Source organism: Paraprevotella sp. (genome assembly GCF_986071375.1).
Map to the genome: position 1 here is coordinate 91,851 of NZ_CFQRNQ010000002.1, position 26,593 is coordinate 118,443.

Annotated in this window: 17 protein-coding genes and 2 tRNA genes; 17 read left to right on the forward strand and 2 right to left on the reverse strand. The window is 48.7% G+C overall.

Annotated elements, in window-relative coordinates; genetic code table 11:
* The first annotated feature begins 6 nt into the window (after positions 1-6).
* The 8 genes from AC5RDV_RS01565 to AC5RDV_RS01600 all read left to right on the forward strand — a co-directional run bounded on the left by AC5RDV_RS01565 (position 7) and on the right by AC5RDV_RS01600 (position 13,049).
* Positions 7-1,707 (forward strand): fasciclin domain-containing protein, encoded by a 1,701-nt coding sequence (locus AC5RDV_RS01565; protein ID WP_282747635.1) that lies wholly within the window; start codon positions 7-9, stop codon positions 1,705-1,707.
* A 63-nt stretch (positions 1,708-1,770) separates the two neighbouring features.
* Positions 1,771-4,986, forward strand: coding sequence for a SusC/RagA family TonB-linked outer membrane protein (locus AC5RDV_RS01570; RefSeq protein WP_130894305.1), 3,216 nt, complete (start codon positions 1,771-1,773; stop codon positions 4,984-4,986).
* Positions 4,987-4,997: 11 nt separating this feature from the next.
* On the forward strand, positions 4,998-6,926 hold the full coding sequence (locus AC5RDV_RS01575; protein ID WP_282747636.1) for a RagB/SusD family nutrient uptake outer membrane protein: 1,929 nt from the start codon (positions 4,998-5,000) through the stop codon (positions 6,924-6,926).
* 310 nt (positions 6,927-7,236) lie between these two features.
* A complete protein-coding gene (gene ileS / locus AC5RDV_RS01580; RefSeq protein ID WP_282747637.1) occupies positions 7,237-10,659 on the forward strand; it encodes an isoleucine--tRNA ligase in 3,423 nt (1,140 codons plus the stop codon).
* A gap of 33 nt (positions 10,660-10,692) precedes the next feature.
* Positions 10,693-11,070: a TraR/DksA family transcriptional regulator gene (locus tag AC5RDV_RS01585; RefSeq protein ID WP_039865307.1), complete on the forward strand. Its 378-nt coding sequence runs from the start codon at positions 10,693-10,695 to the stop codon at positions 11,068-11,070.
* Positions 11,070-11,696 carry a lipoprotein signal peptidase gene (locus tag AC5RDV_RS01590; RefSeq protein WP_282747638.1) on the forward strand — a complete coding sequence of 209 codons (627 nt, stop codon included), beginning with the start codon at positions 11,070-11,072 and terminating at the stop codon, positions 11,694-11,696. The genes AC5RDV_RS01585 and AC5RDV_RS01590 overlap by 1 nt, the downstream gene beginning before the upstream one ends.
* Before the next feature lie 14 nt (positions 11,697-11,710).
* Positions 11,711-12,706, forward strand: a complete 996-nt coding sequence (locus tag AC5RDV_RS01595; RefSeq protein ID WP_282747639.1) for a DUF4296 domain-containing protein — start codon at positions 11,711-11,713, stop codon at positions 12,704-12,706.
* 22 nt (positions 12,707-12,728) lie between these two features.
* Entirely contained in the window at positions 12,729-13,049 is a 321-nt protein-coding gene (locus AC5RDV_RS01600) for a hypothetical protein (protein ID WP_282747640.1), read from the forward strand.
* Here the strand turns inward: AC5RDV_RS01600 and AC5RDV_RS01605 are convergent.
* Positions 13,015-13,806 (reverse strand): TrmH family RNA methyltransferase, encoded by a 792-nt coding sequence (locus AC5RDV_RS01605; protein WP_021979780.1) that lies wholly within the window; start codon positions 13,804-13,806, stop codon positions 13,015-13,017. The two genes, AC5RDV_RS01600 and AC5RDV_RS01605, sit on opposite strands and share 35 nt — an antisense overlap.
* A 119-nt stretch (positions 13,807-13,925) precedes the next feature.
* Between AC5RDV_RS01605 and tamL the strand changes: the two genes are divergently transcribed.
* Entirely contained in the window at positions 13,926-16,250 is a 2,325-nt protein-coding gene (gene tamL, locus AC5RDV_RS01610) for a translocation and assembly module lipoprotein TamL (RefSeq protein WP_282747641.1), read from the forward strand.
* On the opposite strand, the gene AC5RDV_RS01615 is transcribed toward tamL, so the two are convergent.
* Positions 16,216-16,665, reverse strand: coding sequence for a hypothetical protein (locus AC5RDV_RS01615; RefSeq protein WP_130892742.1), 450 nt, complete (start codon positions 16,663-16,665; stop codon positions 16,216-16,218). The genes tamL and AC5RDV_RS01615 overlap by 35 nt on opposite strands.
* A gap of 183 nt (positions 16,666-16,848) precedes the next feature.
* Here AC5RDV_RS01615 and AC5RDV_RS01620 point away from each other — a divergent pair, with 183 nt between their 5' ends.
* The 8 genes from AC5RDV_RS01620 (at position 16,849) to phoB (ending at position 26,593) form a co-directional block, all read left to right on the forward strand.
* Complete coding sequence (locus AC5RDV_RS01620) at positions 16,849-19,719, forward strand: glycoside hydrolase family 38 N-terminal domain-containing protein (RefSeq protein WP_345894534.1); 2,871 nt, start codon at positions 16,849-16,851, stop codon at positions 19,717-19,719.
* Between the two features lie 74 nt (positions 19,720-19,793).
* On the forward strand, positions 19,794-20,603 hold the full coding sequence (locus AC5RDV_RS01625) for an MBL fold metallo-hydrolase (protein WP_282747643.1): 810 nt from the start codon (positions 19,794-19,796) through the stop codon (positions 20,601-20,603).
* A gap of 72 nt (positions 20,604-20,675) precedes the next feature.
* Positions 20,676-20,748, forward strand: a tRNA-Lys gene (locus AC5RDV_RS01630).
* A gap of 15 nt (positions 20,749-20,763) precedes the next feature.
* Positions 20,764-20,836, forward strand: a tRNA-Lys gene (locus AC5RDV_RS01635).
* Between the two features lie 139 nt (positions 20,837-20,975).
* Positions 20,976-22,178: a pyridoxal phosphate-dependent aminotransferase gene (locus AC5RDV_RS01640; protein ID WP_008625064.1), complete on the forward strand. Its 1,203-nt coding sequence runs from the start codon at positions 20,976-20,978 to the stop codon at positions 22,176-22,178.
* Between the two features lie 13 nt (positions 22,179-22,191).
* Positions 22,192-23,436 carry an ABC transporter permease gene (locus AC5RDV_RS01645; RefSeq protein ID WP_282747644.1) on the forward strand — a complete coding sequence of 415 codons (1,245 nt, stop codon included), beginning with the start codon at positions 22,192-22,194 and terminating at the stop codon, positions 23,434-23,436.
* 120 nt (positions 23,437-23,556) lie between these two features.
* Positions 23,557-25,818 (forward strand): inorganic phosphate transporter, encoded by a 2,262-nt coding sequence (locus tag AC5RDV_RS01650; RefSeq protein ID WP_282747645.1) that lies wholly within the window; start codon positions 23,557-23,559, stop codon positions 25,816-25,818.
* Positions 25,819-25,894: 76 nt separating this feature from the next.
* Complete coding sequence (phoB, locus tag AC5RDV_RS01655; RefSeq protein WP_276787672.1) at positions 25,895-26,593, forward strand: two-component system response regulator PhoB; 699 nt, start codon at positions 25,895-25,897, stop codon at positions 26,591-26,593.

The following is a 26,593-nucleotide window of genomic DNA, read 5'->3' on the forward strand; positions in this document are numbered from 1 at the left end:
GAAAAAATGAAATTGAAATATTATATGCAGACAGGAGTTGTGGCGTTAATCGCCGCAACCACCGGTGTGTCCTGTACGGATACATGGGACGACCATTACAGTGTGAATGGCTCGGTGCCCGGTGCTACGCTGTGGGAAAATATGCAACTCGACGAGAGCATACGTCCTTTCGTGAAGGTTCTTGATTCTTGTGGCTACAAAGACATTTTGAATGCCAATCAGGTGTTTACCGTTTGGGCTCCGGAAATTACGGAGGAAGAAGCCCAGGAGTGGATTGACACCTATAAGAGAGAGAAAAGCCAGGGGATCATTGATGACGATAATTCTACCTTGAACCAGTTTATCAAGAATCATATCGCCATGTACAATCAGCAAGTTTCGTCGTTGACAAAGGACGAGACTGTCAAGATGATGAACGGCAAACGTTTGAGCTTGACCGGCTCCATGCTCAATGGGGAAGTGAATATGGTGGGTAACGGTGTCCCGTCTTCCAATGGCATGCTTTATAAAGTGGACGGACCCGCTACTTTCTTTCCTAATATTTGGGAACGTGTCCGTATGGATTTGGAAGGAGACAACGGTCTGGACAGCGTGGCTAACTTCTTCCTTTCATGGAATCGTATAGAGCTTGACGAAGAGGCCAGTGTGCCGGGTGGTATTGTGGATGGCGAAACTGTTTATTTGGATTCCGTGATGTACAATTACAATCCTATTTTCAATCAGTTGGGCCGGATTGATTCTGAAGACAGTTTGTATTGGTTCGTAGCTCCTACCAATAAGATTTGGAAGGAAAACATAGACTTGTACCGTTCTTATTTCGAGTACCATAAGAGTTTGGGAGAAGACGGCGACTCTTTACAGAACCTCTATTCCAAATTTATGTTCCTATACAGTTCGTTCTTTAATGTAAGGTCGCAAGAATTGCCTTTCAACGAAGCGAATCCGGATTCCATCGTTGCCACGACTTATACTTCTTTTTATCCGGATTGCTCCAAGTTTGAATGGCCGATGCAGGCAGGTGGTTTGCTGCATGGCCTGACTCCTCAGGACTGTAGCAACGGTCGGTTGTATAAGGCTACGGATTGGCGTATTCCTCCTACCAAATTGATTTACATGACTCCTGTTCAGGTTGAAGCGGAATATGCTAATAATTATTCGACAGTGACGCTTTCGGGCGACTCGACTTCAATCCAGGTAAATGCAGTAGAGGCAACCAATGAGAATTTCAAGGTGTCAGCGGGTGGTTACTTAGTGGTAAAGGATGCCCGTTCGGGGCGTACCAACCAACCGGAAATTACCTTTAAGATTCCTAGCACGCTTTCCAACTGCCCGTATGACATCAAGGTCGTGTTTGCCTCTCCTTTGGCCGGAGACTCTTTGGCCAAGGAGGATGCGCAGTTGAAGCGTCAGTTTACTGCGAAAATCAGATATTATTCGTCGAGGACCGGCGATATGATTGAAGGAAGCAATGCGGTGACTTTGTGCACGGACGTAGATGTCGATGCCACAAGGATGGACACCATAACGGTGAAGGAAGGCTTCGTATCTCCGGTTTGTAACTACGGAGAGGAAGACTCCAGAGTGTTGCTGACCATACAATCTATCAAGGGACGTACGGTACCGGACGGTTACAGTAAGGATTTGGCGATAGACTGTGTGATTTTCGAGCCACGTCCTACATCCGGTTCCGGAAGCGATGAAAATTGATTGTAGAACAATATTAGAGCATGAGTAATGAAAAGATATAGATTCTATTGTTTAGCATTGTTGATGGCAGGCACTTTGGGGGGCTATGCCCAGGAAGAGGCCGCTACCGACACCGTGACTGCGGCCAGACCTGCCAGTCCGATCAAGAAAAATGTAAAGACACGTCCGGTCAGCGGACGAGTGTTCGCAGTGACATCCGGCACTCCTTTGGGTGGGGCGTTGGTCAGTGTGAGCGGTTACGACGGTTACAGTGCGTTGACCGAAGAAGACGGTACGTATAAGCTCGACGTGCCGGAGTACGCCACGGCATTAAAAATCACGGCACCGGACTATAATACGGTTCGTGTGGGTATTAACCAATCAGGTAAGTTGCGTGACGTGACGATGTATTCGAGTGCCATGCGTTCGGCATACGGTGCGGACGACAATATCCTGAACACGGTGGTGGCAGACAAGTTCGATTATAGTCCGTCATTGAATATCACGTCCGAAATTGGTGACCAGTTAGGAGCCAATGTCCGTACGATTTCCCGTGGAGGTACGCCCGGTATCGGAAATTTCATGATGATGAACGGTATCAACTCCTTGCACAGCAACGGTCAACCGTTGGTCGTGATTGACGGGGTTATCGTGGACCAACAATATGACCGTACGATGATCCATGACGGTTTCTACAATGATATCCTGACATCTTTCAACGTCAATGAAATCAAGAGCGTGAAGGTGATGGCCAATGGTACGGCCATCTACGGAGCCAAAGGTGCCAATGGCGTGATTCTCATTGAGACGAAGCGCAACACGAGTCTGGCTACGAAAATCGATGCTACCGTGTCGGCCGGTATTACCTTATTGCCTAAGTCGCTTCCGGTGATGAGCGGTTCGCAGTTCAAGACATACGCTTCGGACTTGTTGAAGACGACGGGTACGAACTTGTCTGAATTCCAGTTCCTGACTTCCGATCCGAATAATTACTATTACAATAAATATAATAATAATACGGATTGGAACGATGTCATCTACCGTGAGGCTTTCTCGCAGAATTATGGTATTTCGGTACAAGGAGGTGATGAGGTAGCTAGCTATTTCCTCGCATTGGGGTATAATGGTGCGCAGAGTGTGTTGGAAGACAATGACGTGAACCGTTTGAATATCCGCTTCAATACGGACATCAACATGTTCAAGCATCTGTTCATCCGCTTCGACGCTTCTTACAGCAATGTGACGCGTAACTTGAAAGACCAGGGTGCGCCGGAAGGGTACAATGAAGGAACGGTGACTTCCGTCAATTATCTCGGTTTGGTGAAAAGCCCGATGCTGAGCCCGTATGCTTATTCTAACGGTAAGATTTCCGACGTGGCATTCGACAATAACGACGAGGATTATCTGGACCAGGCTTTGGCTTCGATTGGTAATGTGAATTACCGTTTGGCCAACCCGGCTTCTATCAATGAATACGGTACGGCCCAGAACAAGAATTACTTTGAGAACTCTTATTTGAACATCGCCATTACACCGAGATGGCAGTTCAACAAGCATTTGTCCCTCAGTTCTTTGTTCAGCTATACGTTGACAAATACGAACGACAAGTATTATGTGCCCATCAATGGCGTGCCTGATTACTATGTGTCTTCTATCGGCCTTACTGTGGAGAATGAAATCCGTTCGCTTTATTCTTCGCAGAACTCTATCACGAGCGATACGAAAATAGAGTGGGGCAACCAGTATGGGGCACACAGCATTGATTTGTTGGGAGGGTTCCGTTATATGAACGACCGTTACAAGGTAGACACGCAGTTGGGTTATAATACGGGTAGCGACAAAACGCCGTTTATCAATGATACGCAAAACAAGGTGACTACCGGTAGCACCAACGAATGGACTTCGATGAGTTGGTACGGACAGGCCCGTTACGATTACAGAAAGCGTTATTTCGTGGAAGGTAATCTGGCCATCGAAAGTTCTTCACGATTTGGTAAAGAAGCGAAAGACGGTTTCAAACTGGCCGGTGTGCGTTGGGGTGTTTTCCCCGGAATCCAGGCCGGTTGGGTGTTGTCCAATGAAAGTTGGTTCGATGTGCCGGGAATAGACTATGCCAAATTTACGATGGGGTACGATGTGAGCGGTAACGACGGTATCGACTTTGATGCCACCCGTACTTATTTCAAGAGTATCTTGTTCCAGAATAAGGCCAATGGTTTGGTTTTGGGTAATTTGGGCAATACGGAAGTACAGTGGGAAACCACCCGTCGCTTCAGTTTCGGTACGGAGTTGAATTTCCTGAAGAACCGTTTGAACTTGAAAGTAAACGTGTTCAAGAGTTGGACAGACAATCTGTTGACTTACCATGAGCTGAACTTCATTACGGGTTTGGAAAACAACTGGGTGAACGGTGGTTCTTTGGAGAACAAGGGCTATAATATTACGGTGAACGGCCATATCATTGCCACCCGCAACTGGAACTGGGAACTGGGTGCCAGCGTCGGCCATTACAAGAACAAGCTGACGGCTTTGCCCGACGGACAAGATTATGTGGAAACCGAGGTTTACGGTGCTACCATCCGTTCGCAAATCGGCCAACCGGTGAATTTGTTCTATGGTTACAAGACCGAGGCCACCGCATCCGGTACGCACGTATATGCCACTTCGGAAGAGGCCAAAGCCGACGGATTGTATATCTTGGGTGAGAACGGTATCGACAAGACTTACTTCGGAGCCGGCGACGTGAAGTTTGCTGACAATGGTGACAAGGAAATCAACAAGGCCGATATGCAGGTCATCGGAGATCCGAACCCGGATATTTACGGTAACATCTTCACCTCTTTGAGTTACAAGCGTATCCGTTTGGATGTAAACTTCAATTACAGCCTGGGCAACGATGCCTACAACTACTTGCGTTCGCAGTTGGAAAGCGGAAACCGTTTCATGAACCAGTCGGTAGCGATGGTGAACCGTTGGAGCTATGAAGGACAGGTGACCGACATGCCGACGGTGATGTGGGAAGATCCTATGGGTAATGCCCGCTTCAGCGACCGTTGGATTGAGGATGCCAGTTACCTGCGCCTGAAGTCTATCACGTTGAGCTATGAACTTCCGCTCAACAGCACTTTCATCCACGGCCTGACGTTCTGGGGACAGGCAAACAACGTCTTTACCGTGTCTAAGTACTTAGGAGCCGATCCGGACTTCTCCATGAGCAACAGTGTTTTGGAACAAGGCATAGACCGCGGCCTGTTGGCTAACAGCCGTAACTTTATGCTCGGTATTAAAATCAACCTTTAATTCAGTCTCTTATGAAACTCAAATCTTATATTTTTCAGATTGCGTTGGCGGCTGTCGGAGCAGGAATCTTAGGATCCTGCGAAGATATGCTTGAACCGACTTCGGATTATGTGATATACGAAAACGGCAGCCATCTGACAACACCGGCCGATACAGCCACTTCCCTGATAGGTATTATCTATAAGCTACAGGCCATCGGTGACCGTACCAACCTGTTGGGCGAAGTGCGGGGCGACCTCGTTACTTTGACCACCCAAGCCAATGCCGATTTGCGCGCGTTGGCCAACTTCGAGGTGACGGACGAGAACAGGTATAACAGTCCGCGTGATTATTATGCGGTGATTAACAACTGTAATTATTATCTTGCATACGCTGATACTAACGCATACGACAATCGCGGCAACCAAATTTTTGCCAAGGAAATGGCACAGGTAAGGTCCATCCGCGCATGGGCCTATCTGCAACTGGCTTTGAACTATGGCAAGGTGCCTTTCTACACCGAGCCGTTGTTGACGGAGCAGGATGCCGATGATGTCAGTCTTGACGTGAAAGACCGTAAGGACATTGAAGCCATTTGCGATTTTTTCATCAACGACCTGAAACCATACAGCAACACGGAATGGCCCGTTTTGCATAAGGTGGGTAGTCTTTTTATGGCCAACTGCTATTTCCCGGTAGACATGGTGTTGGGCGATTTGTATCTCTGGAAAGCTTCTTGCCAGGGGACGGATGCCGGACGTGCATATTACCGCGAGGCTGCCAAATGCTATTTCCGTTGGATTATGGACACACGTAACGTTGGGGACGGGTTCTCGAAGCCTATTTACTATTTCTCCAACATGTATTCTGCTTATTGGCAAGAGTATTCTTCAAGCACGGGAACTTCTTATGGGTGGTCTTATATGATTCCGGGGCAGAGTCCTTCGATATATGGGACGGAAGCCTTCACCATCATTCCGATGGACTCGGCTGCTAGCCAAGGATATTATAGCGAAGTGCAGACTTTGTACAATTCGTCGACCGATGACAACGGAAACTATATTACTTCGACGAACTACAGCATCACGCCGTCTTTGCACATGCAGGAAATCAGCCGGGCGCAATCTTATTCATTCTTGGACAAGAATAACCGCCCGATAGACGCTGTTCCGGACATGATTGAGGAGAATCGGTTGTTAGAAGGGGATTTGCGACTGGCAGCCCAATGGCGGTCGAGAACCTTCAACATTACGACGGGAGGAACGGCTGATAAGTTTATGATGCAGAACATCTACAAAGTAAACCAACGTAACATCGGGATTTATCGTGAAAGCGATGTCTGGCTGCGTTTGGCCGAAGCCCTTAACAATGGCGGGTTCCCGCGCATGGCATACGCCATTTTGGCCACGGGAATCAGTAAGGACGTGGTAGATGACAGTGTGTCCGTATATTGCAACGATGCCGATTTGGCATTCCTCAACGAGTTGAATACGGCCAACAATTATTTCAATACATTCAAGACGCGTAACGGACGTCTCGGTGAGGAAGGCGGTAGTGCTACCGATGCTTTCAATACGGTGGGCGTACATTCACGTGGTTGCGGTTATGCCGAGTTGGATCCGGATTATGCTTATCCGATGGTGGATTCTTTGGACAAGGACGGTAACCGTGTCAACGGTTACGTGGGGCAGAGCCGCAAGGACTGGGCTTACCTGAACCTGGCTGAGGAGCAAGCCCGCGTGGACAGCATGATCATCAATGAAAATGCGTTGGAATCCTGTTTCGAGGGCAAGCGTTTTTATGATTTGATCCGTTTTGCCAAACGTTACCGTAATAATGCGTGGGTGGCCGACCCGGTCAGCAAGCGCGAAGGCAAAGAGAATCGTGACGGTTCGCTTTACAACAAGTTGATGGTAGAAAGCAACTGGTTCCTGAATTGGAAAGGACAGATAGGAATGTAATTGTTTTTGTTCGTGACTTAATGTCGGGGCAGGGAATGTTTGGGATTCCCTGCCCTCTTTTTTTTATATTATAACCTACTGAATTACAAATGTATATAAATGCTTGTTTTTTGTGCGGAGAATGAAAAATCATTCGGCTTAGATTGAATTTTCGTTTGGCTTAGATTGATTTCCCGTTCTAAGGCAGATGATTCCCAAAGATAAGGACTATGATTTCCGTTTCTGTTTTTTATTGAAATTTTTCCTATTCTGAAAAAGAAATCGTATTTTTGCCAAAATTTTAAAGTAACGCGAAAGTAAACTACGATATATGGCAAACCAATTCGCAGAACGTACACAGCTAAACCTCTCTGAGGTGAACAAAGAGGTGTTGAAGATGTGGGATGACGCAGATGTCTTCCATAAGAGTATGACAGAACGTGAAGGCTGTCCTTCGTTTATCTTCTTCGAAGGTCCTCCTTCAGCCAACGGGCATCCGGGTATCCACCATGTCCTGGCACGTTCTATCAAGGATACGTTCTGTCGTTTCAAGACCATGAAAGGTTTCTTGGTGAAGCGCAAGGCCGGATGGGATACCCACGGGCTTCCCGTGGAATTGGGCGTGGAAAAAGAATTGGGCATCACGAAGGAAGACATAGGCAAGACGATTTCCATCGAGGAATATAACCGCAAGTGCCGCACGAACGTGATGAAATATACGGAGGAATGGACCGACCTGAGCCATAAGATGGGCTATTGGGTGGACATGGAGCATCCGTATATCACTTACGACAACAAATATATCGAAACGCTCTGGTGGCTGTTGCAGCAGCTCTACCGGAAAGGCTTGTTGTATAAGGGATATACGATACAGCCTTATTCGCCCGCCGCCGGTACGGGGCTGAGTTCGCACGAGTTGAACCAACCCGGTTGTTACCGCGACGTGAAAGACACGACGGTGACGGCACAGTTCCGGATGCTCGATCCGCGCCCTGAAATGACGGGGTGGGGCACGCCTTATTTCTTGGCATGGACTACTACGCCTTGGACGCTTTCGTCCAACACGGCATTGTGCGTAGGACCGAAAATAGAGTATGTATGCGTGCGTACTTATAATATGTACAGTGGCGAACCCGTAACAGTGGTACTGGCCAAGGCGCGTTTGGGAGCTTATCTTAACCCGGAAGGCGAGAATATGCCGTTGGACGGTTACAAGCCGGGGGACAAAGTGATACCTTACCAGATTGTGGGTGAGTACCTCGGGGCGGATTTGGTCGGCATGGCCTACGAACAGTTGTTCCCTTGGGTAAATCCCGGAGAAGGGGCTTTCCGTGTCATCCCAGGAGATTACGTGACTACGGAAGACGGTACGGGTATCGTGCATATCGCCCCGACTTTCGGTGCGGACGACGCGCAGGTGGCCAAGGCTGCCGGCATTCCTCCCATGCAGTTGGTCAACCGCAAGGGCGAATTCCGTCCGATGGTGGATTTGACCGGTAAGTTTTACCTGTTGGACGAGTTGGATGAAGATTTCGTGCAACATAAGGTAAACGTGGATGAATACAAGAAGTGGGAAGGCCAGTTCGTGAAAAACGCCTACGACCCGAAGAAGACCGACAAAGACGAGACCCTCGACGTGGCACTCTGCATGGAACTGAAGCAGCGCGGCATGGCGTTCAAGATCGAGAAACACGTGCATAACTATCCGCATTGTTGGCGGACAGACAAGCCGATCCTTTATTATCCGCTCGACAGTTGGTTCATCCGTAGTACGGCTGCCAAGGAGCGGATGATAGAACTGAACCGTACCATCAACTGGAAACCGGCATCCACAGGAACCGGGCGTTTCGGTAAATGGTTGGAGAACCTGAATGACTGGAACTTGAGCCGCAGCCGCTATTGGGGTACGCCGTTGCCGATCTGGCGGTCGGAAGACGGCGAGGAAACCTGTATTGGTTCGGTAGAGGAGTTGTATGCCGAAATCGAGAAAGCGGTAGCGTCCGGACTGATGGCTTCCAATCCGCTGAAAGACCGTGGTTTCGTTCCCGGAGATTATAGTCAGGGCAATTATGACAAAATAGATTTGCACCGCCCGTTTGTGGACGAGGTCGTTTTGGTAAGCCCCACGGGCAAGCCGATGAAGCGTGAAGCAGACCTCATCGACGTGTGGTTCGATTCCGGTGCCATGCCTTACGCCCAGATTCATTATCCGTTCGAACATAAGGCAGAGTTGGACGGCCGTACGGTTTATCCGGCCGATTTCATTGCGGAAGGTGTGGACCAGACCCGTGGATGGTTCTTCACGTTGCATGCCATCTCCACGATGGTGTTCGACAGTGTGGCTTATAAGGCTGTCATATCCAACGGTCTCGTGCTTGACAAGAACGGGAACAAGATGTCCAAGCGTTTGGGCAATGCAGTGGATCCTTTCGGCGCGATAGAGCAGTACGGTTCGGATGCCGTACGTTGGTATATGATAACCAATTCTTCGCCGTGGGACAACCTGAAGTTCGACGAGGCCGGCGTACAGGAAGTCAGTCGCACGTTCTTCGGCAAATTGTTCCAGACTTATTCTTTCCTGACGATGTATGCCAACGTGGACGGTTGGCATTATGCCGAAGCCGATGTGCCCATGGGCGAGCGTCCGGAAATAGACCGTTGGATTTTGTCCGAGTTGAATACGTTGGTGAAGAACGTGGATGCCTGCTATGAGGATTATGAACCGACGAAGGCCGGACGCCTGATTCAGGATTTCGTGATAGACAACGTGAGCAACTGGTTCGTCCGCCTGAGCCGCAAACGTTTCTGGGGCAGTGCGATGGGCACGGACAAGCTTTCGGCTTACCAGACGTTGTACACGTGCTTGGAGACGGTGGCCAAACTGATGGCACCCATCGCTCCGTATTATGCCGACCGTTTGTATCATGACTTGACGGCTGCAACGGGCCGTGCAGAAGCGAAGAGCGTGCATTTGGCTACATTCCCGGTTTGCGACGACGCAAAGGTGGACAAGGCATTGGAGTACCGTATGGAATTGGCGCAACAGATTACGTCCATGGTCTTGTCCTTGCGCAAGAAAGAACGGATTATCGTGCGCCAACCCTTGCAGTGCATTTCCATACCGTCGGGCGACGCGGAACGTCGTGAAAGCATAGAAGCCGTGAAGCAGTTGATTCTGGACGAAGTGAACGTCAAGGAATTGCAGTTTGTGGAAGGTGATGGCATGTTGGTGAAGAAAGTGAAGTGCAACTTCCGTACGATGGGCAAGAAGTTCGGCAAGTTGATGAAGAACGTGGCCGCTGCGGTGGAAAACCTGACGCAAGAACAGATTGCCGGATTGGAACGAGAAGGCATGCTCGGCGTGGTTTTGGAGGGCGGCGAGGAGGTAACCATCGAAGTTGCCGATGTGGAGATTTTCAGTGAGGACATTCCCGGTTGGACGGTGGCCAATGAAGGCAGCCTGACGGTGGCACTTGATATTACCGTGACGGATGCGCTTCGTGTGGAGGGAACGGCCCGTGAATTAGTGAAGCGTATACAGAACTTGCGTAAGGAAAAGGATTTCGAGATTACCGACCGCATTGCCGTGACGCTTTCCCATGCGGAACAAACGGACAAGGCCGTGGCGGAATACAGAGACTACATCTGTGGCCAGGTCCTGGCCAATTCGCTTACGGTGGCGGACAAGGTGGATGATGGCGTGGCCATAGACTTAGACGATTACACCGTGGAGATAAAGATAGATAAAGAGTAAGTGAGCATTATTAACCCTAAAATAAGAAGTATTATGACAGAGAAAACACGTTATAGTGATGAGGAATTAGCAGAATTCAAGGAGTTGATCCTGAGTAAGCTGGCAGTGGCGCGTGAAGAATATGAAACCATGATGGGGACATTGATGAACACGGACAATAACGGAGTGGATGATACGTCGCCTACTTATAAGGCGTTGGAAGAAGGTGCCAATACTCAGACCAAAGAGGAACTGTCTATGTTGGCGGCTCGCCAACAGAAGTTCATCAAGGGGCTTGAGGCTGCCCTGATACGTATCGAAAACAAGACCTATGGGATTTGCCGTGAGACCGGTAAATTGATTCCCAAGGAACGTTTACGTTTGGTTCCCCATGCGACATTGAGCATAGAGGCTAAAAACATGAAAAAGTAATGAGGACAGAAGGAAGTAGCGGTCGGGGATGGCTCACCCAAGGACGTTTGGCCGGGCTGATTATCTTATTGGTGTTGGTCATAGACCAATGGATTAAGATTGCGGTCAAGACTCAGATGTATATGCATGAGAAGATTCATGTGACCGATTGGTTCTACATTCTCTTCACTGAAAACCCCGGCATGGCATTCGGGTGGGAGTTTTTCGACAAGCTTTTCTTGACGTCTTTTCGTATTATCGCCGTGGCCGTCATTGCGTATCTCCTTTACAGGACGATACGCAAAGGCGTGCCGACGGGTTTTGTAGTCTGTTTGTCATTGGTCTTGGCCGGTGCTGCCGGGAACATCATAGATTGCGTGTTCTACGGATTAATCTTCAATAATCCTCCCGCACCGTTCACTGCTCATTTCGTACCTTTCGGGACGGGGTACGAAAGTGTGTTCCACGGGCGCGTGGTGGACATGTTTTATTTTCCCATCATCGACACTTATTGGCCGGATTGGATGCCATGGGTGGGAGGGGAGCATTTCATCTTTTTCAGTCCCATATTCAATTTTGCGGATGCAGCCATCAGTTGCGGTATCATTGCCTTGTTGATTTTCTATCATAAACGTATTTCCCAATAGCCCTTAACCGTTTCATGTCAAAGTCGTTGCGTAAAGTATGTGGTGCTGTGGCGGCCGTCCTTTTATTGTCGGCCTGTAAGCCCGGCGTACCGTCCGGTCTGATTCAGCCAGAGGAACTGGAAGATTTGCTTTATGATTACCACGTCGCACAGGCCATGGCAGAGACGGGAGGGGACAGCATGAACTTTAAACGTTACAGTTACGTGCAGGCCGTGTTTGAGAAGCATGAGGTGAGCGAGGCCGAATTCGACTCCACGATGGTGTGGTATGCGTCGCATGCCACTTACTTGAATGACATTTATAAAAAGTTGCAGGAGCGTTACAGCGCGCATGTTTCGGCGTTGGGAGCTTCTACCGGGGAGAACGACATCTTTGCCCATTTGGATGCACGGGGGGACACGGCCAATATTTGGCAGGAGCGTGCGTTCAGAATCCTGAAACCGAGTTTTATGGAAGACCGTTTGCTGTTTACCATGACAGCCGATACGACTTTCCGTAAAGGGGATGCCCTGCTTTGGCGCTTCGATGCCCGTTATATATCCCACGGACGGCAAAATGAGGCATACGCCGGTTTTTATGTGAAATACGACAATGATTCCACGGCAGGTATTACGCAAAGAATTTATTCCAATAACCTGATGCAGCTTCGTTTGGAAGGAGACACGGCTCATGCGATTCGGGAAGTGGGCGGATTCGTGTATTATAAACCTTCGGACGAAGACAAAGAATCCCGCCTGTTGTTGCTTCGAGACATCATGTTGGTTCGTTTCCATCTGCAGCCGGTGGTTGTGGATACTGCGGCAGCTGTGGCGAAGCCGGATAGTATGGACGCATCGTTGAAAGATTCAGTGTTGCGGGTGATACCGGCTGATACGGTTTCCCGCCGTCTTTCTCCAACCGAATTGAGGGATAGTCGTCCGGTGGAACGTTCCATTCATGTGGTGAAGGAAAAGCCCTATCGTGTGATTCGTAAACCGGGGGCTACGGGAACGGGACGAAGAGGACATTGAAACAATAAGGAAACAAGCGGCCTTGAAACATATTGCTTTCCATAGAGTGTATTGGCCATCGGGGTGTTTTGAGGTCATGCCGGTGATAACGGTCGATGAGAAAGGCTTTTATCAATTCCATTATATCTTGACGGAAGAAATGCCGGCTGTGATATGGAATGGAGGCGTCGGTTTGTTATTGCCTCCCGAGGCCGTTCCGCAACCCGGGGACAGTATTGACGCGTTGTTGCGGGAAACAAATCCAGATGTAAGTCCGCATGCTTTGCGGCTTTGGAGTGCCGATGGATTGCCTGCCGATGCGGGTATTCTTACTCCTGTCTTCCGATGGTATCCCGTCTTCTGAACTCGGCGCAAACGATGGCTGTGGCTACGGCTACGTTCAGGCTTTCCGATGTGTTTCGTTCGAGGGGATAGTTGGGGATGTACAGTTTCCGGTTGATGAGCGACGCGATGTCCCGGCTGATGCCTTTGCCTTCGTTTCCCATGACAATCAGTCCGTTGGAACTTAGTTCCGTACCATACATGTCATTCCCGTCCAGAAACGTTCCGTAGACCGGTGTGTCGGTGTCGGCTGCCCGCAGCAAATCCGTCAGTGAAAGGTAGTGTACGCAGACACGTGCCATGGCTCCCATGGTGGCCTGTACGGTTTTGGGATTATAAAGGTCGGCCGTGTCGGGAGAGCAGAATATATGTTCGATACCGAACCAGTCGGCTATACGGATAATCGTGCCCAGATTGCCCGGGTCCTGCACGCCATCGAGCCCAAGGCAGAGTTGCTCTTTCAGTATGTGTTCCGGTGCCCCTTCGGCCTGACGTTGGTGGAATACGGCCAACACGTCCTGCGGATTCTTTTGCAGGCTGGCTTTTTGAAGCTCCTCGGCCGATACTTCTTGGATTTCACATCCTTTACGGGCGAGTGTTTCCACAACTTCCCGCCGTGTGTCCAACCATTCCTTCAGGGCTGCGAGAAAGGTACAGTCGAAAGCCGGTAGCAAGTCGTCTACCAGTTTATGTCCTTCGGCCACGAAGAGTTGCTGTTCCTTGCGGAATTTTTTCTGCTCAAGGGAGCGGATGAGTTTGATTTTGTTTTTGCTGATCATTTCGATTCCAATTATACTGCAAATCTAAGAAGTTATTTTCGAATAGCGTGTACCGGCTTTTGTTTTTGTGTCCGCCTAAACCGTTTTATTGGGAAAAATGATGTATTTTTGTACTTGAAATGGCACTTATGCGGAAACTTTTATACAGTATGGCCGGGGGAATCATCATGGCGTTGCTGGGCGCTTGCTCAGCTACGAAATTCGTACCCGAAGGCGAATATATGTTGGAAAGCGTTTCTGTGAAGTCGACGGATAAATCGCTCGATGCCACGTCGTTGAAAGGATACATTCGTCAGCATCCTAATTCCAAGTGGTTCAGCCTGCTGAAAGTCCCTATGGGGCCGTATGCCCTGTCCGGGCGGGACACGACTAAGCGAATCAACCGTTTCTTGCAACGGGTAGGAGAGGCGCCGGTAATTTTCGATACGGTACAGGCTAACCGTTCGGGAGAAAACATGTTGGCGGCTGTGAACAATTTGGGGTATCTTCATGCCCGGGTGAATCAGAAGCGTGCGGTGAAAGGGAAGAAGGTAAGGTTGGCATACGAGATTGTGCCGGGAGAGCGTTATAGGGTGAGAAACATCCGTTACCTTATAGAGGATTCTGTGGTGGAACGTATTGTCCGCGAACAAGCTTCATTGTCATCCTTGCAACCCGGAATGCCTTTCGATTTGAATGTGTTGGACGGAGAGCGCAGCCGCATCAGCAGTCGTTTGCAAAACAGCGGATATTATAAATTCAACAAGGAATATGTCCGGTTTGAAGCGGATACGTGCGTGGGGAACCAGAAGGTGGATCTGGATGTGGTGATACCTTTGTACCGGGTATCAGCGGAAAGCAATCCGGAACTTCACCGGCGTTATAAAATTCACTCTGTTTCCTTTTCCGGCGATGCGGCGGCTTTTGACACGAGCCGTGATACTTCCCGATTGGACAGTATGGTCTATCGGGGTTTTCCTATTTATTACAAGCATAAACTGGCTTTTCGGCCTTCTGTCTTTACCAATAACAATGCAATCGAGCCGGGGCATCTGTACCGGGAGCGCGACGTACAACGGACTTATAGTAACTTCGGCCAGTTGGGAGCCGTGATGTTTTCCAATATCAAGATGGTGGAGAACGATTCCTTGCCGAATATGCTAGACGGATTCGTGACCGTGCACGAGAATAAGCCGCGTTCGTTGGGGGCGGAATTGGAAGGTACCAATTCGGCAGGTGATTTGGGGGCGGCCTTGCTTCTGACTTACCAGAACCGGAATCTGTTTCGAGGCTCTGAATTGCTGTCCCTGAAACTTCGTGGGGCATTTGAAGCCATTACCGGTCTGGAAGGGTACAGTGACCAGAATTATATGGAAATCAGTGTGGAAGCCGGCCTGACATTCCCTAATTTCAGGTTGTTTCGCTTCAATGGCCGCGACCGTGGGTTGATGCGTGCCACTTCGGAGATCTCATTATTATATGATTCCCAAAACCGTCCTGAGTTTCATCGGCGTGTTTTGACTTCAGCTCTGCGTTACCGTTGGCAAAGCCCGAACGGCCTGCTCCGCCACCGCATCGACCTGATAGACTTGAACTACGTGTTCATGCCTTGGATTTCCGAGACGTTCCGCAAGGATTACCTGGAAGACGAAACCGACCGGAATGCTATCCTGCGTTACAATTACGAAAATCTTTTCATCATGAGGCTAGGCTATAGTTTTACCTATAATTCGCAACGCAATGCAACGAGTATTGTGGATTACGGTAGCAATGCCTTGGGCATCCGTTTTAATGTGGAGTCGGCCGGCAATGTACTGTATGGTTTCTCTAATCTCTTTGGAGCCAACCGGAACGACCAAGGGCAATATACATTGTTCAATATAGCGTATGCACAGTATTTGAAAGGAGATTTCGACATCAGCAAGAGCTTCCGTTTCGACGACCGTAACTCGTTGGCTTTGCATTTTGGCGTAGGGGTAGCCTATCCATACGGAAACTCTACCATCCTGCCTTACGAGAAAAGGTATTTCAGCGGAGGAGCCAACAGTGTGCGAGGGTGGTCGGTCAGGGAATTGGGACCCGGACGTTTTACCGGGGGAGACGGACGTATAGACTTTATCAATCAGACCGGTGACATCAAATTGGACCTCAATGCGGAATACCGTACCTATCTGTTCTGGAAATTGCATGGGGCATTTTTTGTAGACGCCGGCAATATCTGGACTATCCGCGACTATGCCGAGCAGCCCGGCGGACAGTTCCGCATGCGGAGTTTCTGGCGGGAGATAGCCGTGTCTTACGGATTGGGATTCCGTTTGAATTTCGATTATTTCATCTTACGTCTGGACGGAGGTATGAAAGCCATTCATCCGGCGTATGATGATGTCCGTCATCATTACCCGATTATTCATCCGGACTTTAAGCGGGATTTCACTTTGCATTTTGCAGTGGGCCTTCCATTCTGACAAGCCATCGGCGGCCTTCTTTCCGTAAAGGGATGAGATATGCGGCTTCCGGAACAATACGGCCTTTTTGCTGTTCCAACGAATCGGCGGCAAGTGCTTGGCAAACGATGCAACGTACGAGTGCCGTGCTGTCGTTGATTTGTTGGCATTCTGTTGAACTTACGTATGCTTCTTCCGGGGCAGACCGTACGGCTTCGAGGTCGTGTTCGGTGATGTTCGACGCACGGAAAGCCATCCATTTACGGGAATCCTTGGTACAATTCCCGTATGCTTTGTCGAAACGCAGGTTGAAATAATTTTCCGCAAATTCCTTAGCCCTGCTGTTTACTTGTTCCTCTTCTTTGTTGGTGCATCCGGCTGCTCCTAATCCTGTAAGCAGGCATAAAACCAGAGGCCACCTTTTCCTTTTCGTCATTTTTTAATGCTTTTACGTCTTTCAGTGAAGTACCGTTTGGCCTCACCGTCTGATTTCGTAATTTTACAACGCAAATATATGTCTTTTCCGGCGATGGCCAATGAAAAGGAGAAACATTTTTGACGAATCCTAACTATTTAATCACAATAAATCACTATGAGATTACAGAATTTGTTTTTGGGGATGCTCTTTTGGGGGGCGGCTTTTCATTCGGTTTGTTCCGCAGCGTCTCCGGTGCTTCAGGCGAAGCTGTATCCGGCTGTGTATAAATCTTCTTCAGGTCCGGTCCGCCGGGTGGCTGTGACGGTAGGCTATGACGGACAGGTCACAGAGGCGGAATTGGCGTTGGGCAGGTTGGTGCAGCATGTCCGTTTGGAAAAGGGGGAAAATCATTTTGTATTTGATATTCCTGACGCTGGCGTGGACCGTACATTGCCGTTGTCTTTACGCACCGGGCAGGTGTCTTTGGCTTCGGATGAAATAAAAGTACCGGTAGCCCGGCATTGGCAGATGAATCTGGTGCAGCATACACATACGGACATCGGCTATACTCGTTCGCAGATGGAGATTTTGGCAGAACATTTGCGTTACATAGATTATGCTTTGGATTATTGTGATGCCACGGATCATTATCCAGATGCCGAGCGGTTCCGATGGACTTGCGAGGTGTCTTGGCCCGTGAAAGAGTATTTGAAAAATCGTCCGGCTTCCCAGGTCGAACGTTTGAAACGCAGGGTGAAAGAAGGGCGAATTGAGTTGGGTGCCATGTACCTGAATTTTGATGAGTTGCCGGACGAACAGACCTTGGCTGCATCCTTGGCTCCGTTGAAGTTGTTCCGGGAGGAAGGGTTACGGACGGACTTGGCCATGCAAGATGATGTAAACGGAATAGCCTGGTGTTTCAGTGAATATTTTGCCGACGCAGGAGTGAAGTACCTGAATATGGGGACGCATGGGCATCGGGCATTGATATGCTTCGATAAGCCCACGGTATTTTGGTGGGAGTCGCCATCGGGGAAAAAAATCCTGGCTTATCGTGCGGAACATTACCATCAGGGGAACTATTGGGGTGTGCACAACCCTGATGATTTCACAAAGTTCGAGCAATGCGTGTGGGATTATCTGGGGCAACTGGAAGCTAAGGGATACCCGTATGACATTTGTGCCATTCAGCATTCCGGGTATCTGACCGATAATGCTCCTCCTTCTACCCGGAGTTGCGAGATGGTGAAACGTTGGAATGAAAAGTACGAATGGCCTAAATTACGTTCGGCAGTCGCTACGGATTTTATCAAGACCGTGGAGCGTGATTATGCCGGGCAGATACCCGTCATTCGGGGAGCGTGGCCGGACTGGTGGACGGATGGTTTTGCTTCCGGAGCACGCGAAGCGGCTGTTTCCCGTACTACCCATTCCCATGCGATTGCCGGGCAAGGCGGTTTGGCTTTGGCAAAACTGGCCGGAGCCGAGTTGCCCCACGGGGTGATGGGGAAGGTGAGTGGTATGAACGAAGCCCTGCTTTTCTATGATGAGCATACGTTCGGGTATTGCGAGAGTGTGCGTGACCCGTATGGCCGGGAGACGTGGGAGCAACGCTCGCTGAAACAGTCGTATGCGTGGGAGGCTTACCGGCATGCCGGATTGTTGGGCGAGGCGGTAATGGGGCTTTTGCAGTCTTTCATTCCGAAAACGGATGAGCCTTCCGTATTGGTTTTCAATACATTGAACTGGAGCTATAGCGGAATAGCCAAGGTGTATGTAGACCATCAGCTTTTGCCGCGCGACAAAGCTTTTGAGATTACGGATGCGTCGGGACGTAGCGTTCCTGCTCAGGCCGGTGAGAGCCGTTCGGACGGAACGTATTGGTATATTTATGTCCGGGATGTACCGGCTTTGGGCTTCATCCGGTGTCGCATAGACGTGAAAGACGAGCCATTGCCGTCCGAAGCATCCGCAGGGAGTTTGTCCGGTACGCATGTAGAGAATGAGTGGTATGGTCTTGATTTCAATCTGCAACGGGGCACCATTTCCCGACTTTACGATAAAGACCTGCAACGGCAGTTGTTGACGGAGGATGCGGAATGGGAGTTGGGAGAATTCATTTATGAGACGATAGACGACCGGGGCGCTTTGGAGCGATATACGTACCCACGCTTTACACGCAGGCATCCGGAGAAAATGCGCTTCGAGGCGTACGAGGAAGGGGCTATATGGGATACTTACCGTTTCAAAGGAGAGACGGCAGCCGGGATAGGGCAGGATAATCTGACGGTGGAGTACCATATATATAAGGTAGAGAAAAAGATAGAAGTGGTTTACAGTTTGCGTAAAAAAGCAGAGGCAGAGCCGGAAGCCGTATATGTGTCTTTTCCGTACCAGATAGAGGGCGGCAGAATCTTTCTGGACGTGCCCGGCGGAAATATCGAAGCCGGGATAGACCAGATTCCCGGTTCGTCGAACGATTGGTATACCGTGCAGAATTTTGCGGCGGCACGCAGTCCGGGCGTTCAGGTTGTAATGGGAAGCCCTGAAATACCCCTGATGCAATTCGGTGCCATCAATACCGGACGTTATCAGTCTGGTGCCGTACCCCAGACTACTAATATGTATTCCTGGCCGATGAATAACTATTGGACTACCAATTTTAACGCAGACCAGACCGGAGGTTTGCAGTGGAGTTATTTCATCACTTCGTCGGCGGACACGACAGCCGGATTTGCCACGCGTTTTGCTTGGGAAAACCGGATTCCTTTCCTGACCCGGGTACTTCAGGCCGGCGGCCGTGAGGGCAAGGCTGCGCCCTCTTGCGGAAATTTTCTCACGCTTCGCCCGGATAACCTTTTGTTGGTCAACATGTCACCGGTGGAGGGGGAACATGCCGTGATGCTGCATTTACGTGAAACGGATGGTCGGCCGGCAGTCTTTGCCGTTACTTCCGATTGTGTGAAGATACGGAAAGCCACGGTTTGTGACGTGACAGGAAAACCAATCGACGAGAAGGGGAAAGCGGAGTTCAGGCCGTGGGAGAGTAAATTTATTAAATTGAGCTGGTAAGGCAGGAGGGCGGGAAAGAAATATTTGTCCGTTCTTTCATGTTTTCGTATATTTGCATAAACAAAAATACGGATATGCTGAAGTTTATTTGTCTGGGGAGCGGCAGTAGCGGAAACAGCTACTTCCTCTTCTCAGAAAATTATGGGATATTGATTGATGCCGGAATTGGGATACGAACACTGAAAAAACATTTTAATACTTGCGGGCTTTCTTTGAAACAAATAAAGGCCGTATTGATTACGCACGACCATGCAGACCACGTCAAAGCTGTCGGGAGCTTGGCGAATGAATACGGGATTCCGGTCTATGCCACCGAACTTGTGCACGGCGGAATCAAGCGTAATTATTGCGTACATCCTAAGTTGAAGGAAGAAAACATACGTTTCTTGCAGAAAGGACAGACCTTGGAGCTAGACCATTTTGTAATCACGCCTTTCGATGTGCCTCATGACAGTGCGGACAATGTGGGCTATAGCGTGCAATACGGAGATGTCAATTTTTGCCTCATTACCGATGCCGGACATGTGACCGAACAATTCGGTGGCTATATCGCCCAAGCGAATTATCTGGTATTGGAGGCCAATCATGACGAAGACATGTTGATGATGGGGCCGTATCCGGCTTATCTGAAAGGACGGATTAGCGGTGATTACGGACATTTGAGTAATAAGGTTGCGGCGCAGCTGTTGGCGGAGCATGTTACGAACAGGCTTCGGCATGTATGGTTGTGCCATATCAGCGAGGAGAACAATCATCCGGAACTGGCGCGAAAAACGGTTGATACTTGTCTCCGTTCCGCAGGGATTGTCTCAGGAAGGGACTTTGAACTGGAAGTGTTGAAGCGCCGTATACCTTCCGAAATTTACGAATTGGAAAAAAAATAAGAAAAAGAGGGGCGAAAGTTTGGAGGGTTAAATAAAAAGCCCTACCTTTGCACTCGCAAAATCAAAGATGATGCGTCCTTAGCTCAGTTGGTAGAGCAATTGACTCTTAATCAATGGGTCCAGGGTTCGAATCCCTGAGGGCGTACTTCAAAAATTGTTTGCGTCCTTAGCTCAGTTGGTAGAGCAATTGACTCTTAATCAATGGGTCCAGGGTTCGAATCCCTGAGGGCGTACAGAAGGCAGCCTTAGGGTTGCCTTTTTTGTTGACAGGTGAGCGGTTTATGGATTTTGTAGGCTGATTTGTTGCTTGTTTTATGTTGAAATGCTATCTTTGCATGAATTTCGAACCAATAAAAACAAAAAAGAAAAGACATGCCTAAAATATCCGTTCGCGGTCAGGAAATGCCGGAGTCACCGATTCGCAAATTGGCTCCGTTGGCCTTTGAGGCTAAAAGTAGAGGGATACATGTGTACCATTTGAATATCGGCCAGCCTGATTTGCCGACTCCGCGAGCGGCCATAGATGCTATCCGACACATAGACCGGACGGTTTTGGAATATAGCCCGAGCCAGGGATATTTGAGTTACCGGGAAAAGTTGGTCGGATATTATGCCAAATACAATATCAATCTTACGGCGGACGACATCATCATCACGTCGGGAGGTTCGGAGGCTGTATTGTTCGCATTCCTCTCTTGCCTGAATCCGGGCGACGAAATCATCGTTCCCGAACCGGCATACGCTAATTACATGGCATTTGCCATTTCGGCGGGGGCGGTCATCCGTACGATATCCACTACGATAGAAGAAGGCTTTTCGTTGCCGAAGGTCGAGAAGTTCGAGGAGCTGATTAACGAACGTACGCGGGCCATTCTGATTTGCAATCCGAACAACCCCACGGGATACCTCTATACGCGCCGTGAGATGAACCAGATTCGCGACTTGGTGAAGAAGTACGATTTGTATCTTTTTTCGGATGAAGTGTACCGTGAGTTTATCTATACCGGTTCTCCCTATATCTCGGCTTGCCACTTGGAGGGGATAGAAAACAATGTGGTGCTGATAGATTCCGTATCCAAGCGGTATAGCGAGTGCGGCATACGTATCGGTGCGTTGATAACGAAGAATGTGGAGGTTCGTAAGGCCGTGATGAAATTTTGCCAGGCCCGTTTAAGCCCTCCCTTAATCGGACAGATTGCGGCGGAGGCTTCGCTCGACGAGCCTGAAGAATACGGACGGGAAGTGTATGACGAATATGTGGAGCGGCGTAAGTGCTTGATTGACGGGTTGAACCGTATCCCTGGAGTGTATTCTCCCATCCCCATGGGGGCTTTCTATACGGTGGCCAAGCTTCCCGTAGACGATGCCGAGGAGTTTTGTGCATGGTGTTTGAAAGACTTTGATTATGAGGGGGAGACTGTGATGATGGCTCCGGCGGCAGGATTCTATACTACGCCCGGTTCGGGTAAGAACGAGGTGCGCATAGCTTACGTGTTGAAGAAAGAAGATTTGACGCGTGCCCTTTTTGTATTGCGCAAGGCATTGGAGGCATATCCCGGCCGTGTAGCGGAATAAGACGGCAAGAGGGATGAATTTCAATTTGTTTATAGCCCGAAAGCTGTTCCGTGAGCACGGTGATGTGAAAAAAGTATCGCGTCCGGCCATATTGATAGCTACGTCCGGAGTGGCTGTCGGTTTGGCCGTGATGGTTATTTCGGTGTGCGTGGTGTTGGGCTTCAAACAGGAAATCAGTTCGAAAGTCGTTGGATTCGGTTCTCATATACAGATTCAAAACTATGCGTCGGTCACGACGAATTCCCCTCAGCCTATTGCGATACCTTCTGCTTTGATGAAGGAGGTCGGGGACGTGGAAGGGGTGGCGCATGTGCAGCGTTTTTGCAATAAGGAGGGAATACTCAAGACGGATGCCGATTTTAAAGGTATCCTTTTGCACGGTGTGGGGGCGGAATTCGATACATCTTTCCTGAAAGCCCACATGGAAGAGGGGGAACTACCGTCTTTTTCTGATACGGTGGCTTCCAACCGGATTGTCATATCCCGGCAGATAGCCGATGAATTGCATTTGGAAGTTGGCTCTAAAGTGTTTGCCTATTTCTTCGAGAACTCCGTGCGTACCCGTCGTTTTACGGTGTCGGGTATTTATTGTACGCATTTGACGGAGTTCGACAAGGCTTTGGTTTTTACGGACATTTATACTTGCAACCGTTTGAATGCGTGGGCTCCGGACCAATATAGTGGAATGGAAATCGCCGTGAAGGACTTGGACCGTGTGGACGAAGTTGCCAGTGTGTTGGTTAAGCGTATGAATCGGGAAACGGACGCTTATGGTGGTTCGTATGTGGCCATGACGATACAGGAACTTTATCCTCAGATATTTGCATGGCTCAGTCTTTTGGATGTCAATGTGTGGGTCATTTTGGCTTTGATGGTATCAGTAGCAGGGTTTACGATGATTTCCGGTTTGCTTATTATTATATTGGAACGCACGAATTTTATCGGAATCATGAAAGCATTAGGAGCGACCAACCGTGGCATCCGCCATATTTTCTTGTATTTTGCCGTGTTCGTCATGGGGAAAGGATTGCTTTTGGGAAATATAATAGGTATAGGCATAGTGCTTCTTCAGCATTATGCAGGAATATTCCGTTTGGATGCGTCGATATACTACGTGGATTCGGTACCGGTTTTGTTCAATTTCTGTTATGTGTTGGCTATCAACGTGGCTACTTTGGTGATATGCGTGTTTTCGCTTATCGTTCCGAGCTTCTTGGTTTCCCGTATCCATCCGGCTCGGTCTATTCGTTTTGAATAAACGTACATTATGGGAGTGGTTCGTTTGTGTTGCATTTTTGTGAAAAATGTTATAGGAATATAATGGTCGCAAAGGGGAAAATGCTTATCTTTGTCCCAAAATCAAATATGAAGTAATCGTATGGAATTTGTTTATTTGGGGATAGTCATATTCCTGTTTGCCCTTTCCACTTTTGATTTGTTCGTGGGGGTCAGTAATGATGCCGTGAATTTCTTGGGTTCGGCCATCGGTTCAAAAGTAGCGCGTTTCAAGACCATATTGATAATTGCCGCAGTAGGTATTTTTGTGGGAGCCACGACGAGCGACGGTATGATGGACATTGCAAGGCACGGCATTTTTCATCCAGAGTTCTTCACTTTCGAAGAGTTGATGTGCGTCTTTTTGGCAGTGGTTGCTTCAGATGTGATTTTGCTCGACATATTCAATACATTGGGAATGCCCACTTCCACCACGGTGTCGATGGTTTTCGAGTTATTAGGAGGCAGTACGGCATTGGCGTTAGTCAAGATGCTCCATGATTCTTCGCTTACCTACGCCAGTTTGATAAATACAGAAAAAGCTTTTACGGTTATTTTAGCTATTTTTCTTTCTGTCGCCATTGCTTTTGTTTTCGGAATGTTGGTGCAATGGATTTCCCGTCTCATTTTTACTTTTCACTATACCAAGCATCTTAAGTATACCATAGGTTTGTTTGGAGGACTTTCTATTACTTCCATTGCTTATTTCTTGTTGGTAAAAGGTTTCGGCAGTGCTTCGTTCATGACTTCCGATATTAAAGTTTGGATTGCTGAGAACACACATACGATATTGATTTCTTTCATTATCGGATTTACGGTGCTGATGCAAGTCCTGCATTGGTGTAAGGTCAATGTTTTCAAGATTATAGTGCTCTTTGGTACGTTCTCTTTGGCTATGGCTTTTGCCGGGAACGATTTGGTGAATTTCATCGGTGTGACTTTAGCCGGTTTTTCTTCTTATCAGGATTTCTTGGCAACTCCAGGGGCAAATCCTGCCACCCATATGATGGGCGTGCTGAACGAACCGGCCGGTACGTCTGTCTTTTTCCTTATCGGGGCAGGAGTTATTATGACGATAGCTTTGATGACGTCGAAGAAAGCACAGAATGTCGTAAAGACTTCCGTCGACTTGTCCCGTCAGACAGCAGGCGACGAAATGTTCGGCTCTTCCCGTTTTGCCCGTCGGTTGGTGAGGAGCGTGATTAACAGCAACGAGTATGTAGTGGACCATATTCCTGCATGGATGAGGAAATGGATCAATTCACGTTTCAATCAGGATGAGGCTATTATTCCGAATGGTGCGGCGTTTGATTTGGTACGCGCTTCCGTGAACTTGGTGTTGGCCGGCTTGTTGATCGTAGTGGGTACGTCTCTGAAACTTCCGTTGTCTACCACATACGTGGCGTTTATGGTGGGCATGGGTTCGTCGTTGGCCGACCGTGCATGGGGACGCGAGAGTGCCGTGTTCCGTGTGACCGGTGTGATTTCTGTGATTGGCGGATGGTTCATGACGGCCGGTGCGGCGTTCTTCCTGTGCTTCATCGTGACGTTGTTTGTGCATTTCGGTGGAGTGGTGGCCATGGTATTGCTCATTGTCGTGGTCGTGTTCATGCTTGTTCAGAATAACCGCAGCTATAAGAAGAAAATGGCGGCAGTACAGCGGGATGAGATTTTCACGGAGTTGGCGCAAACCAATGATAAGGATGAGGCTTGGGTGCTGTTGAACCGGCATATCAGTGCTTATCAATCGAAGATGGTAAAATATATATCGGGAGCTTACATGCAGACGACTTCCGGTTTGATTGCCGAAGATGTGAAAGTGTTGCGGCGGACTTTGAACCATTTGGAAGATGAACGGAAGAATTGGAAGGTAATCCGTCGGAAAGAATTAGTTGGATTACGCAAGATAGATCAGTTGCAGGCTGTGGAGAAAGATACATGGTTCCATTTGGCATGTAACAGTTGCGAACAGAGTTTATACTGCCTGAAGCGTATGTGTGAACCTTCATTAGAACACGTGGACAACAATTTCAATCCCATGCCTGAGGAATACGTGAAAGAATTCATGCCGATTCGGGAAGGGGTGGAAAAATTGATGAATGTCATTGCCGGCATGATAGAGACGAATAATTATGATAATGCGTTGCAGGTTCGGCAGTTTGGAGATGAGATGAAAGCCCAGTTGTCCCAACTCCGCAAGATTCAGCAAGACCGTATACGCAAGGGAGATATGGACAATCTGAAGATTGAATATCTTTATATGAGTACTTTGCAAGAAACACAGGAAATAATCGGCCACATGCGTCATTGGGTTCGTGCATGCCGCAGGTTCCAACAAGAAAAAGGTGTTGTAACGGTATTGTAACACGGGTTTCATATTCGTGCAACAACTAACTTGTAATTTTGCAATCGGAAAATAATAATCTAAAGCGGTAAGTCTGATGAATACAAATTACAGGATTCTCGTGGTGGACGATGAAGAAGATTTGTGCGACATCCTAAAGTTCAATCTGGAGAATGAGGGGTACGAAGTAGAAACGGCCAATTCGGCCGAAGAAGCACTAAAGATGGATTTGGCCAAGTTCCACCTTTTGCTGTTGGACGTCATGATGGGAGAAATCTCTGGTTTTAAGATGGCCAAGATGCTCAAGCAAGTGCGTGAGACTCGTGATATACCTATTATCTTTCTTACGGCACGTGATACGGAGAACGACGCTGTCACCGGATTCACTTTGGGCGCGGACGACTATATTTCCAAACCCTTTTCCTTGCGTGAAGTGCAGATGAGAATCAAGGCTGTGCTTCGTCGTACGGCACCACAACAAGCGGTGCCGGCTGCTTATATCGGTTTTAAGGAGTTGAAATTGGATTTGAACAAAAAAGAGGCCGTTCTGTGTGGTGAGGCGTTGCAGTTGACGAAGACCGAATTTGAGATTTTGCGCTTGTTGTTGGAAAATGAAGGACGTGTGTTTTCACGGGCTGAGATATTGCGTAGGATATGGAACAACGATGCCGAGGTGTTGGACCGGACGGTAGATGTGAACATAACCCGTTTGCGTAAAAAACTCGACGGATACGGAAGGTTTGTCGTCACCCGTTTGGGTTACGGATATTGTTTCGATACCTCTGTGAAAGATTGA